General features: G+C 73.6%; 12 protein-coding genes. All 12 read left to right on the forward strand.

What is annotated here, in order from left to right:
- The 12 genes from KG111_RS03590 (at position 1) to KG111_RS03645 (ending at position 12,783) form a co-directional block, all read left to right on the forward strand.
- On the forward strand, positions 1 to 327 hold the full coding sequence (locus KG111_RS03590) for a cupin domain-containing protein (RefSeq protein ID WP_205290722.1): 327 nt from the start codon (positions 1 to 3) through the stop codon (positions 325 to 327).
- Positions 328 to 491: 164 nt separating this feature from the next.
- Positions 492 to 2,531, forward strand: a complete 2,040-nt coding sequence (locus tag KG111_RS03595) for a carboxypeptidase regulatory-like domain-containing protein (protein WP_205290721.1) — start codon at positions 492 to 494, stop codon at positions 2,529 to 2,531.
- A gap of 77 nt (positions 2,532 to 2,608) precedes the next feature.
- Positions 2,609 to 3,220, forward strand: coding sequence for a nucleotidyltransferase family protein (locus KG111_RS03600; protein ID WP_205290720.1), 612 nt, complete (start codon positions 2,609 to 2,611; stop codon positions 3,218 to 3,220).
- 9 nt (positions 3,221 to 3,229) lie between these two features.
- Positions 3,230 to 4,123: an AAA family ATPase gene (locus KG111_RS03605; RefSeq protein ID WP_205290719.1), complete on the forward strand. Its 894-nt coding sequence runs from the start codon at positions 3,230 to 3,232 to the stop codon at positions 4,121 to 4,123.
- Positions 4,120 to 5,274 (forward strand): vWA domain-containing protein, encoded by a 1,155-nt coding sequence (locus tag KG111_RS03610; protein ID WP_205290718.1) that lies wholly within the window; start codon positions 4,120 to 4,122, stop codon positions 5,272 to 5,274. Before KG111_RS03605 ends, KG111_RS03610 begins: the two co-directional genes overlap by 4 nt.
- Positions 5,267 to 6,433 (forward strand): XdhC family protein, encoded by a 1,167-nt coding sequence (locus KG111_RS03615; protein WP_205290717.1) that lies wholly within the window; start codon positions 5,267 to 5,269, stop codon positions 6,431 to 6,433. Before KG111_RS03610 ends, KG111_RS03615 begins: the two co-directional genes overlap by 8 nt.
- Before the next feature lie 69 nt (positions 6,434 to 6,502).
- Positions 6,503 to 7,759 carry a transcriptional regulator gene (locus tag KG111_RS03620; protein ID WP_205290716.1) on the forward strand — a complete coding sequence of 419 codons (1,257 nt, stop codon included), beginning with the start codon at positions 6,503 to 6,505 and terminating at the stop codon, positions 7,757 to 7,759.
- A gap of 39 nt (positions 7,760 to 7,798) precedes the next feature.
- Positions 7,799 to 7,981 carry a hypothetical protein gene (locus KG111_RS03625; protein ID WP_205290715.1) on the forward strand — a complete coding sequence of 61 codons (183 nt, stop codon included), beginning with the start codon at positions 7,799 to 7,801 and terminating at the stop codon, positions 7,979 to 7,981.
- A gap of 82 nt (positions 7,982 to 8,063) precedes the next feature.
- On the forward strand, positions 8,064 to 8,558 hold the full coding sequence (locus KG111_RS03630; RefSeq protein ID WP_205290714.1) for a (2Fe-2S)-binding protein: 495 nt from the start codon (positions 8,064 to 8,066) through the stop codon (positions 8,556 to 8,558).
- The gene (locus KG111_RS03635; protein WP_205290713.1) at positions 8,555 to 11,056 is read left to right on the forward strand and encodes a xanthine dehydrogenase family protein molybdopterin-binding subunit; all 2,502 of its coding nucleotides are present in this window, start codon (positions 8,555 to 8,557) and stop codon (positions 11,054 to 11,056) included. Before KG111_RS03630 ends, KG111_RS03635 begins: the two co-directional genes overlap by 4 nt.
- Entirely contained in the window at positions 11,053 to 11,904 is an 852-nt protein-coding gene (locus KG111_RS03640; RefSeq protein WP_205290712.1) for an FAD binding domain-containing protein, read from the forward strand. Before KG111_RS03635 ends, KG111_RS03640 begins: the two co-directional genes overlap by 4 nt.
- A gap of 9 nt (positions 11,905 to 11,913) precedes the next feature.
- Positions 11,914 to 12,783 carry an SRPBCC family protein gene (locus KG111_RS03645; RefSeq protein WP_205290711.1) on the forward strand — a complete coding sequence of 290 codons (870 nt, stop codon included), beginning with the start codon at positions 11,914 to 11,916 and terminating at the stop codon, positions 12,781 to 12,783.
- Positions 12,784 to 12,795 lie beyond the last annotated feature (12 nt).

Here is a 12,795-nt window from a genome sequence, read left to right on the forward strand (position 1 = left end):
ATGGACAGCACGTCGTTGACCACGCTCGCGGCCGCGCAGCTCGAGAAGGCACGTGAGGCGTCCAGCGGCCGTGCCTCGGTCACGGTGTACGGCGGGCAGGAGCACCGGCTGCGCCAGACCCTGATCGCGTTGCGCGAGGGCGAGCGGCTCGGCGAGCACGACGCCCCGGAGGAGGCGACGCTCCAGGTCCTGCAGGGAGAGGTGGCGCTCCACGCCGGCACCGACACCTGGCGCGGAGGTGCGGGGGACCACCTGGTGATCCCGCCCCAACGCCACGACCTCGAGGCGCTCAGTGACGCGGCGGTGCTGCTCACCGTGGCCACCTGACGCTTCCCGGTAGCCAGCGCCGCTCTTCAGCGCCCTTCTTCAGCGTCGTTCCCCGCCGCCGGGGCAGTTTCGCCGAACCCGCCATGTGCCGTTGCGCCAGCCAGTAGCGTGCGCTCAGCTCTCGGGACACCGGCGGCACTCGGGCCGCGCACGAAGGGAAACACATGCGCGCACGGAAGTTCCTGCTGGCGGGGGCGGTGACGGCGATGGCCGTCGGCCTCTCCGCGGCCCCGGTGATGACACCGGTGGCACACGCGACGACCGAGGGCAGCTTCAACGTCCTCGTCCGCAGCACCGAGTCGGGCGACGCGTTGAGCGGCGCCAAGGTCCAGCTCTACAGCGCCAGCACCGGTGCGGCGGTCCAGGCCGCCGCGACCACCGACGGTGACGGACAGGCCACCATCGCCGGTCTCTCCGACGGCCGGTACACCGCGAAGGTGTCCGGCACGGGCTACTTCGAGGAGTACACCCGCGTCGCGACCATCGGCGACGGCTCCGAGTACACCTACGAGTACGTCTATCTCGACCCGATCACGCCGGTGCAGACCGCCAAGCTCCGCGGCAAGGTCACCGTCGACGGCACCGAGGGCCGCTACCCCACGATCTACCTCTACCCCGGCACGGCCACCCAGCAGCAGGTCGACAACTGGGAGGTCGACTACGTCTACGCCAGCGGACAGCGCAACGGGCTCTGGGGCCGGGTGCTGGCGGCGGGCAGCTACAAGGTCCGCGCCTGCAGCGAGGACGCCGACTACAACCGCTCCGGCTGCGCGTGGGTGGGTGGCGCCACCGCGGACTCCGCCACGGTGATCACGGTGGCGGCCAACCAGACCAAGGTCGTCCCGGACCTGGACATCGTCACCGGTGCACCCGCGGCGAGCAGCCGCGTGACCGGAAAGGTCATCGGTGCCGGCGGTGCCGGCATCGTCGGCGTCCGTGTCTACCTCTACGGTCCCGACGCCACGGACATCTGGGACTACGTCTCGTCCACCTCCACCGACAGCCTGGGCGTCTACTCCTTCCGCGACGACGATGTGCCGGCCGGCAGCTACCGCCTGCGCTTCGACGACTCCCGCGGCGAGTATGTCGGCGAGTTCCACAACGACGTACCCCTGTCCGTCGACGACCCGGCCACCTGGGAAGACGATTCGTACCTGATCCCGGCCGGGGCCGGCACCGTCACGGTTCCGGCGACGGGTGCGGTCACGGCCAACGCCAGCCTCGCCAAGGCGCCCGTCCCGCCCGCGACCTCCGGCCTGTCCGGCCGGCTCGTCAACGACGCGGGCTCCGGGGTCGCCGGCTATGTCGAGATCTACGACGCGCGCGGCAGCCACACCTTCTCCGTGAGCACGCGACGCGACGGCACCTTCAGCGTGCCCGCCGACCAGCTGGCGCCGGGCGGGTACCGGCTGTGGGCCGAGGGCGACGGCGTGGTCGGTTCCTGGAACGGCGGTGCCCCCGTCCAGGCGAAGGCTCCGCTGGTGACGGTCCCGGTGGTCGGTGTGGCGAACATCGGCGCGCTCAGGCTGCAGCGCTACGGCGCGATCGGCGGCACGGTGGCCCTGACGGCCAACGCCGCCGGTGACCTGGCCTCGTCCAGGGTCGTCGTCTACGACGCCGACGGGGAGGAGTACTCCTCGTGGAGCACCGACAGCAACGGCAGCTACACCGCTGACGAGCTGGCGCCGGGCACCTACTACGTGCGTGCCGAGGGCTCGCGCTCCTCGCTGTTCGACCACGACGTCGAGCTGCCCTACATCCCGCAGTACTGGGCAGGTCGGTACACCCTGTCCTCCGCGACCCCGGTCGTGGTGCGCCCCGGTGCCACCACGGCGCGGATCAACTTCACGCTGAGCAACCGGCTCAGCGCGGTCACGGCGCCGAGCATCACGGGCAGCCCGACGCTGGGCAAGGTGCTCACCGCGAGGGCCGGCACGTGGACCCGGGCCAAGGACGTGGTGTTCACCTACCAGTGGAAGCGCGGCGGCAAGGTCGTCGGCACCGGCGCCGCCTACAAGGTGGCCAAGGCCGACCAGGGCGCCAGCCTGACCGTCACGGTCACGGCCACCGACCGTCGGGGCAGCTACGTCACCGGCGCCGCGGTGAGCAAGGCCGTCAAGGTGGCCAAGCCGCCGAAGAAGAAGGTCAAGAAGAAGGCCAAGAAGAAGACGAAGAAGAAGGCCAAGAAGGCGAAGAAGAAGTAGGTCCTTCGCCGATCAGGACGGGTGCAGCCGCAGCGGGTGCCGCTGCGGCTGGACCTCTTCTGCGGCAGGCTGGGGACATGACGGCGACCGGTGTGCTGCTGGCGGCCGGGGCCGGCACCCGGATGGGGAGGCCCAAGGCGCTGGTGCGCGACGCCGCCGGAGTGCCCTGGCTGGAGAACGCGGCACGGGTGCTGCGGGCGGGCGGCTGCGACGACGTGGTCGTCGTGCTCGGTGCCGCCGCCGATCAGGCACGCTCCCTGGTCCCCGGTGACCTCGGCGCCGTCGACGTCGTCGTCGCCCACGACTGGGAGCGCGGCATGGGCGCCTCGCTGCGCACCGGCCTCGCGCGGCTGGCCGGCACCGGCGCCGAGATGGCGCTGGTGCACCTGGTCGACCTGCCCGACGTCGGCGCCGAGGTCGTCGCCCGGGTCCTCGCCGAGGGCGGGACCGGCGGTGCCGCCGCGCTCGCGCGGGCGTCGTACGACGGCTCACCGGGCCACCCCGTGCTGCTGGGCCGCGACCACTGGCCGGGTGTCGCGGCGACGGCCCTCGGCGACCGCGGGGCGCGCGACTACCTGGCCGCCCACGGCTGCGCGCTGGTGGAGTGCGGCGACCTGGCCGGCGGGGCCGATGTCGACCGGCCCGAGGGTGGCGCGGCGCCAACCGGCGACCAACGCACCACTCCGTAGCCTCGCCCCATGCACCCGTTGGTCGCCGAGCTGGCCGAGAGCCTGGAGCGCACCGGCTACCTGTGCGACGAGGAGCTGGCCACCGTCGCGTACCTGTCGCTGCGGATGGGGCGCCCGCTGCTGCTGGAGGGCGAGCCCGGCACCGGCAAGACCGCGCTCGCGGAGTCGCTCGCGGCCAGCCTGGGCCAGCCGCTGGTGCGGCTGCAGTGCTACGAGGGGATCGACGCCACCCAGGCGCTCTACGACTGGGACTTCCCGCGCCAGATCCTGCACCTGCGTGCCCTGGAGGCGCTCGCCACGGACGCCGAGCGACCCCACGACGTGCTGGAGGCCGAACGCAACCTCTACGACGAGCGGTTCCTGCTGGCCCGGCCGGTGCTGGACGCGCTGCGCCGGGCCCCGGCGGTGCTGCTCATCGACGAGATCGACCGCGCCGACGACGAGTTCGAGGCGTTCCTGCTCGAGGTGCTCTCCACGTTCGCCGTCACCATCCCCGAGCTCGGCACCGTCCGTGCGGCGATCCCGCCGACGGTCGTGCTCACCTCCAACCGCACCCGCGAGCTGCATGACGCGCTCAAGCGCCGCTGCCTCTACCACTGGATCGACCACCCCGGGCTGGAGCGGGAGGTCGCCATCCTGCGCTCGCGGGCACCCGAGGTCGGCGCCACGCTCGCCCGGCAGGTCGCCGAGGTCGTGCAACAGCTGCGCGGCGGCGTGGACGGGGTGGCGCTGCTCAAGCCGCCCGGGGTCGCCGAGACCCTGGACTGGGCTCGCGCCCTGCACCACCTCGGCACCGTCGAGCTCGACGTGGCCAGCGCCGCGGTCACCCTCGGCGCCCTGGTCAAGCACCGCGAGGACGCCGACCGGGTCGGCGCCGCCCTGGACCGGATGCTGGCCCGATGAGCACCGGACCGGATGCCGGCCCGACGAGCACCCGCGCCCCGGACGAGGTGCTGCTCGGCTTCACCACCGCGCTGCGGGCCGCCGGCGTCGCCGTCACCGCCGACCGCTCCCGCGCCTACCTCGAGGCCGTCGCGCTGGTCGGGCTGGGCGACCGCGCCGGCACCCGCGCCGCGGGCCGGGCCACGCTGTGCGCCTCCCCGGACGACCTGGCCGTCCACGACCGGGTCTTCGAGGCCTGGTTCGACCCCGGCCTGCGCGCACCCACGCCGTCGCGCCGCGGCGCGCAGCACCCGCCGGGACTCTCGGTGCTGCCCGACACCGAAACCGGCGGTGCCGGCGACGGCGAGGGCGACGACGACCCGGTCCGGGCCGCGGCCAGCGCCACCGAGGTGCTGCGCCACCGCGACGTCGCCACGCTCGACGCCGCCGAGCGACTCCGGCTCGCCGCGCTGCTGGGTCGCCTGGACGTCCGGCTGCCGGTGCGGCCCACCCGGCGTCGTACGCCACACCGGCGCGGGAGCCTGGACGCCTCCCGCACGTTGCGGGCCAGCCTGCGCCGGATGGGGGAGCCCGCGGCGCTGCACCGTCGCCGCCCCGGGGTACGCACCCGCCGGGTGGTGCTGCTGGTGGACGTCTCGGGGTCGATGGCGCCGTACGCGGACGCCCTGCTGCGCCTGGCGCACCGGATGGTCACCGGCGTGCGGGGCCGCGGCGCCGCGGGCGGGATCGAGGTCTTCACCGTCGGCACCCGGCTCACCCGGATCACCGACGCCCTGCGCATCCGCGACCCCGAGCGGGCGCTGGTCGCGGCCGGTGAGGCGGTTCCCGACTGGTCCGGCGGCACCCGGCTGGGGGAGACCCTGCAGGCGTTCGTCGAGAGGTGGGGCCGCCGCGGCCTGGCGCGCGGCGCGGTCGTGGTGGTGCTCAGCGACGGCTGGGAGCGCGGCGGCACCGCGCTGCTCGGGGAGCAGGTCGCCCGGCTGCGCCGGCTGGCGCACCGCGTCGTGTGGGTCAACCCGCACCGCGGCAAGATGGGTTATGCGCCGCTCCAGGGCGGCATCGTCGCGGTGCTGCCGCACCTGGACTCCTTCGTGGCCGGGCACTCGCTGGCCACGTTCGCCGAGCTGGTGGAGGTGATCGCCGATGCGTGAGGTGCTGGAGTCGCTGCTGCGGTGGTGGGAGGCCGGGGAGACGGTCGGGATGGGCACGGTGGTGGCCACGTTCCGCTCCGCGCCCCGTCCGCCCGGAGCCTCGATGCTCGTCGGCCCGGACGCCTCCGCCGTCGGCTCGGTCTCCGGCGGCTGCGTCGAGGGCGCCGTGTACGACCTCGCCCAGGAGGTGGTGGCCTCGGGCGCGCCGGTGCTGCAGCGCTACGGCGTCTCCGACGACGACGCCTTCGCGGTGGGGCTGACCTGCGGCGGCATCCTCGACGTGTACGTCGAGAAGGTGGACCGCACCACCTTCCCCGAGCTCGGCGAGGTCGCCGCGGACGTCACGGCGGGCCGGCCGGTCGCGGTGGCCACCGTCGTCGAGCACCCCGACCCGTCGTACGTCGGCCGCCGCACGGTGATCCGTCCCGAGGCGGTAGTCCCTGACGAAAAGCACCCGGAGACGGCGGAAACCGGTGCTTCTCGTCAGGGACTATCGCTCGGCAGCGCCCGGATCGACGACGCGGTGCGCGACGACGCGTTAGGGCTGCTCGCCTCCGGGCACAGCGGCACGCTGTCGTACGGCCCCGACGGGGAGCGGCGCGGCGAGGGGATGCGGGTGTTCGTGTGGGCGTTCGCGCCCAAGCCGCGGATGCTGGTCTTCGGTGCCATCGACTTCGCCGCCGCTGTCGCCCGGATCGGCGGGTTCCTGGGCTACCGGGTCAGCGTGTGCGACGCCCGACCCGTCTTCGCCACCGCGAGCCGCTTCCCGGGCGCCGACGAGGTCGTCGTGGAGTGGCCGCACCGCTACCTGGCCGCCGAGGCGCAGGCGGGGCGGATCGACTCGCGCACCGTGATCACCGTGCTCACCCACGACCCGAAGTTCGACGTGCCGCTGCTGGAGGTGGCCCTGCGGCTGCCCGAGGTCGGGTACGTCGGCGCGATGGGCTCGCGCCGTACGCACGAGGACCGCACCGAGCGGTTGCGGGAGGCGGGGCTGGGTGACGCCGAGCTGGCCCGGCTGTCCAGCCCGATCGGGCTCGACCTCGGCGCCCGCACCCCGGAGGAGACCGCGATCAGCATCGCCGCCGAGATCGTGGCGAGCCGGTGGGGCGGCTCCGGTGAGCCGCTCGCCGAGCTGGACGGACGCATCCACCGCTGACCCGCGAGAACGCCGAGAACGCCGAGAATGAGGTGTGACGGACGTCACTTCCGAGGCTAGGGTGCGGACATGACCGCGCTCGAGCTCGACCAGCGCCGGCTGGCCACGCTGGCGGCCTGGACCACGTTCGTGGCCGGTGACCCGCTCACCGCTCCGGTGCGACCGGAGATCCTGGACAGCTGGACGCGTGCGGGTGCCAGCGTCGATCCCGGTGTCGGTCACGCGCCCCTGGCCGATGAGTCGGAGACCGACAGCCTGTGGCGCGGCTCCCCGCTGCAGGTCGCTGTCGCCCGGGTCGAGGACGAGCTGCGCCGCACCGCCGAGGACGGCGACCTGGTGCTCGCCGTCACCGACCCCGAGACCCGGGTGCTGTGGACCTACGGCGGCCGGGTGATGCGCCGGCGTGCGGAGAGCGTCAACTTCGTCGCCGGGGGCCGCTGGGACGACACCTCGGTGGGCACTAACGCGCTCGACCTCGCCAACCGCCTGGACCGGCCCGCGATGGTCTTCAGTGCCGAGCACTACGCGCCGATCGTGCACAACTGGGTCTGCTGGGCCGCACCGCTGCACGACCCGGTCAGCGGCGCCCAGCTCGGCGTCATCGACCTGTCGACCACCTGGGACCGCACCCACCCCATCGGCCTGGCCACCGCCCGCGTCCTGGCCCGCCTCGTCGAGCAGGCGCTGCCGCGCACCGACCTGTACCGCGACGCGGCCCGACGCGGCGCGAGCGACACCGAGGAGGCCGACCGGCCCGGCCTGGTGCTCGGCCTGCTCGGCACCGCCGAAGCCTGCGTGGACGGTCGCCGGCTGCTGCTCAACCGGCGCCAGACCGAGATCCTCGCGCTGCTCGCGCTGCACCCCGACGGGCTCTCCCTCGATCAGCTCCACGCCATGCTCTACGGCGACCACGCGGTCACCTTCTCCACGCTCAAGGCCGAGGTCTCCCACCTGCGCCAGGCGCTGTCCGGTCAGCTCGCCTCCCGGCCCTACCGGCTGCTGATGCCGGTCGCCACCGACGTGGAGGACGTGCTCGGGCTGGTGCGCCGCGGCCGGGTCGGCGCCGCCGTCGAGGCGTACGGCGGCGACCTGCTGCCCGGCACCGAGAGCCCGGCGCTGGTCGAGATGGGGGAGTACGTCGCCGTGGCGCTGCGCGAGGCGCTGCTGGCCGACCCGCAGCCCGATGCGGTGCTGGGCTACGTCGAGCGGGCGCCGTACGACACCGCGGTGCTGGAGGCCTGCCTGGCCCAGCTCGCCCGCCAGGGGCGCGACCGGCACCCGGCGGCCCCGCTGCTCAAGGCCCGGCTGGCGGTCGCCGGCGGCTGAGACGGTCTGGCACGGGCCCGGTCTGGGTACTGCTCGGCCATGAGCAACGCGACGCCCGACGACGACCGCATCGACAGCCGCGCCGAGCTGCTGCCCGAGGAGGAGCGTGCCGGAAGCGCCGACCCCGAGGCGCAGGCGGAGGCCATCCTGGAGGAGTCCGACGAGCGGATCGAGGATCCCGAGGGGACGCGCGCGGAGAGCACCCAGACGCCCGGTCCCTGAGGCGCCGGGCGGCTGCAACCGGCAGCCAACCTTCTCCGCTTAGCGTGAGGTGGGTCACATCACGACGACCCATGGGAGAGTCATGACCCGGATCCGCCTCACCGTCGACGGCCACAAGGTGAGCGACGACGTCGAGCCCCGCACCCTGCTCGTGCACTACCTGCGCGAGCAGCTCGGCAAGACCGGCACGGTCGTCGGGTGCGACACCTCCAGCTGCGGCGCCTGCACCGTGCACCTCGACGGCACCAGCGTGAAGTCGTGCAACGTGCTCGCCGTGCAGGCCGACGGCAGCGAGGTCACCACGATCGAGGGCCTCGCCGCCGACGACGGCACGCTGCACCCGGTGCAGGAGGCCTTCCGGGAGTGCCACGGCCTGCAGTGCGGGTTCTGCACGCCCGGGATGATCATGCAGTCGGTCGCCCTGCTCGCCGAGAACCCCAGCCCGTCGGAGGAGGCCATCCGGCTCGGCCTGGAGGGCAACCTGTGCCGCTGCACCGGCTACCACAACATCGTGCGGGCGGTGCAGCACGCGGCAGGAGCCTCGGCGGCCGCGACCGGCGAGGAGGTGACGGCATGACCGCCACCAAGGAGCCGACCACCGCGGGCGGCGACGCCGAGATCGGCCGGGAGCGGCGCCGCAAGGAGGACCAGCGGCTGATCACCGGACGCACCCGGTGGACCGACAACATCACCCTGCCCGGGATGCTGCACCTGGCGATGGTGCGCAGCCCGTTCGCGCACGCCCGGATCCTCGGCATCGACACCAGCGCCGCCAAGGAGTCCACCAACGTGGTCGCGGTGCTCACCGGCGCCGACCTCGGGGAGACCCAGGGCGCCTGCATCAACGCCTGGCCGGTCACCACCGACCAGCTCACCCCACCGCACGTGCCCATGCCCAGCGACCGGGTGGCCTTCGCCGGCGAGACCGTCGCGGTCGTGGTGGCCCGCAGCGCCGCCGAGGCGCGCGACGCCGCCGAGCTGGTCGAGGTCGACTACGAGGAGCTGCCCGCCGCGCTGGACCTGAAGGAGGCCGCCGCGGCGCACGAGTCCGGCGGCGCGCTGACCCATCCCGACCTGGGCGCCAACGTGAGCGCGGTGTGGCGCTTCGACTCCGCCGAGGCCGGCACCGGCGGCGACGTCGAGGCGGCCATCGCGCAGGCGCGCACCGACGGCATCGTCATCGAGCGCGAGTACCGCCAGCAACGGTTGATCCCGGCCTTCATGGAGCCGCGCAGCACCGTGGTCGACCCGACCGGGGAGCAGATCACCGTGTGGTCGGCCACCCAGGTGCCGCACATCCTGCGGTTCGCGATGGCGGCGAGCACCGGGGTGCCGGAGTCGAAGATCCGGGTGATCGCACCCGACGTGGGCGGCGGCTTCGGCGGCAAGCTGCAGCAGACGCCGGAGGAGATGATCACCTTCGCGGTGGCCCGGCGCCTGGGCAAGCCGGTGAAGTACACCGAGACCCGCAGCGAGTCGCTGGTGGCCGCCCACCACGGACGCGACCAGTGGCAGCGGCTCACCCTGGCCGCCACCAAGGACGGCACGGTCACCGGGCTGAAGGTCGACCTGCTCACCGACCTCGGTGCCTACGTCGCCATCGTCGGCGGCGGGGTGCCGGTGCTGGGGGCGTTCATGTTCAACGCCATCTACAAGTTCCCCGCCTACCAGTTCCAGACCACCAACGTGCTCACCAACAAGGCCTGGACCGACGCCTACCGCGGCGCGGGCCGGCCGGAGGCGACGTTCGCGATCGAGCGGCTGATGACCGAGCTGGCCGCCGTGGTCGGCGTCGACCCGCTGGAGATCCGGGAGAAGAACTGGATCAAGCACGAGGAGTTCCCGTTCACCACGGTCGCGGGGCTGGAGTACGACAGCGGCAACTACGAGGCCGCCACCGCGAAGGCCAAGGAGATGTTCGGCTACGACGAGCTGCGCCGCGAGCAGGCCGAGCGTCGGGCCCGCGGGGACCGGGTGCAGCTCGGGATCGGCGTGTCCACCTTCACCGAGATGTGCGGCCTGGCGCCCTCGCGGGTGCTCGGCTCGCTGAACTACGGCGCCGGCGGCTGGGAGCACGCCGAGGTCCGGATGCTGCCCACCGGCAAGGTCGAGGTGGTCACCGGCACCTCCGCCCACGGCCAGGGTCACGAGACGGCGTTCAGCCAGATCGTCGCCGACCGCCTCGGGGTGCCCTTCGAGGACATCGAGGTGCTGCACGGCGACACCCAGGTCTCGCACAAAGGCCTGGACACCTACGGCTCGCGCAGCCTCGTCGTCGGCGGCGAGGCCATCGTCCGCGCCGCGGACAAGGTGATCGAGAAGGCCCGCGCGATCGCCGCGCACCTGCTCGAGGCGGCCGAGGACGACCTCGAGTTCACCCAGGGCAGGTTCACCGTGCGCGGCACGGACTCCGGCATGGCGATCACCGAGCTCGCCACCGCCGCGTTCGCCGCGCACGACCTGCCCGACGGGGTGGAGGCCACCATCGACGCCGAGGCCACCTTCGACCCGGTGAACTTCAACTACCCGCACGGCACCCACCTGTGCGCGACCGAGGTGGACACCGAGACCGGCCAGGTCACGCTGCGCAAGTACGTCTGCGTCGACGACATCGGGGTGGTGATCAACCCGCTCATCGTCGCCGGGCAGGTGCACGGCGGACTGGTGCAGGGCATCGCCCAGGCGCTGTGGGAGGAGGCGGTGTACGACGACCAGGGCACCCTGGTCAGCGGCTCCTTCGTGGACTACCTGCTGCCCACCGCGGCCGACACGATCAGCTTCGAGATCGACCACACCACCTCGCCGTCCACGACGAACTCGCTCGGCACCAAGGGCGTCGGCGAGGCCGGCACCATCGCCTCCACCCCCGCCGTGGTCAACGCCGTCGTCGACGCGGTGCGCCACCTCGGGGTCGACGACATCCAGATGCCGTGCACGCCCGAGCGGGTGTGGCGCGCGGTGCAGGGCGCCGGCGCCGGCGGCGAGACCACGGGGGCCGCGGCCCCGCACTTCGACCCGGGGGCGGCGGGCAACGCCGCGCAACCCGGCACCGGCACGGAAGGAGCGGCCTCGTGATCCCCGCAGCGTTCGAGTACCTCGCCCCCACCTCGGTCGAGGAGGCCCTCGCCGCGCTCGCCGAGCACGGCGACGAAGCCAAGATCATCGCCGGGGGCCAGAGCCTGCTGCCGGTGCTGCGGATGCGGCTCAACGCCCCGGAGTGGGTGATCGACCTGGGCCGCATCGAGAGCCTGCGCGGGGTCCGCGACGGCGGCGACCACCTCGTCATCGGCGCCATGACCACCCACCACGACGTCGGCAACGACCCGCTGGTGCACGAGCACGCGCTGGTCGTGTCCAAGGCGATCACGCACCTGGCCGACGCCCAGGTCCGGCACCGGGGCACGTTCGGTGGCGCGCTCTCGCACGCCGACCCGGCCGGCGACCTCGGCGCCCCGGCGCTGGCGCTGGACGCCACGTTCGTGGTGCAGGGCCCGGGCGGCACCCGCCAGGTGCCGGCCACCGACTTCTTCGTCGACCTGTTCGAGACCGCGATCTCCGAGGACGAGATCCTGGTCGAGGTGCACGTGCCGAAGCACACCGGCTGGGGGGCGTCGTACGAGAAGTTCGTGCGGATCTCCCACCAGTGGTCGATCGTGGCGGCCGCCGCGACCGTGCGCACCGAGGGCGGCACCATCGCCGAGGCCAGGATCGGGCTGACCAACATGGGCTCCACCCCGCTGCGCGCCCGCGCCGTCGAGGAGGCGCTGGTCGGCAGGCCGGTGACCGAGGAGGCCGTCGCGGAGGCCTCCGCGATGGCGACCGAGGGCACCAGCCCTCCGAGCGACCTCAACGGGGACGCCGACTACCGGCGCCACCTGGCCCAGGTGCTCACCCGTCGCGCCGTCCTCGCCGCGGCCGGCTGAGGTCGCGTCATGGACCTCACCCACGCCTTCCAGGTGCCGGCCGACCTCGACGAGACCTGGACGACCTTCGGCGACATCGCCGGCCTCGCCGAGTGCTTCCCGGGCGCCCAGGTCACCTCCGTCGACACCGACGACGACGGCGCGCCCACCTTCGAGGGCACGTGCAAGGTCAAGCTCGGCCCGATCGCGCTGGTCTACGCCGGCGCGGGGCGCTTCGTGGAGCGCGACGAGAAGGAGTACCGGTTCGTGGTGCACGCCAAGGGCCGCGACAAGCGCGGCAACGGCACCGCCGGCGCGAAGGTCACCGTCACGATGAAGGCCGTGGAGCCCGACGAGTCGGGGGAGCAGACCCGGGTGGAGGTGGTCACCGACCTGGCCATCACCGGCAAGCCCGCGCAGTTCGGGCGCGGCGTGATGCAGGACGTCTCCGACAAGCTGCTCAGCCAGTTCGTCGCGCGGCTCGAGGAGCGGATGGTGGCCCCGGCCCAACCGGCCGAGGTCGGTGCCGGCCAGGGGACCGGTCTGGAGACCGACCAGGACGGTGGTCCGGCGTCGGTGCCCACCGGCGCCGCTGCGGTGGACGCTCCCGGTGAGGACCAGGACGCCGGGCCCGCGTCCGCCCCGCCGCCCGACCCCGACGGCGGCGGCCCCACCTCGATGGGCCGGCCGGTGGGCGTGGGCCCGTCGGCGGGCCAGCCGGCGGGCCAGTCGGTGGGGCGGGCTCCGACCGCCGACGACGCCCTCGACCTCGGCTCCGCGGTGCTGCCGGTGCTCGTGAAGAGCTACGGCAAGCGGGTCGCGCTCGGGCTGGCGGTGCTGCTCGCCCTCGGCGTGGTGCTGCGCCGCCGGCGCAACCGACGCAACCGGCGCCACTGGTAGGACCGGGAAGGC

Origin of the sequence: Nocardioides faecalis, assembly GCF_018388425.1 — a bacterium.
GTDB classification, from domain to species: Bacteria; Actinomycetota; Actinomycetes; order Propionibacteriales; family Nocardioidaceae; genus Nocardioides; species Nocardioides faecalis.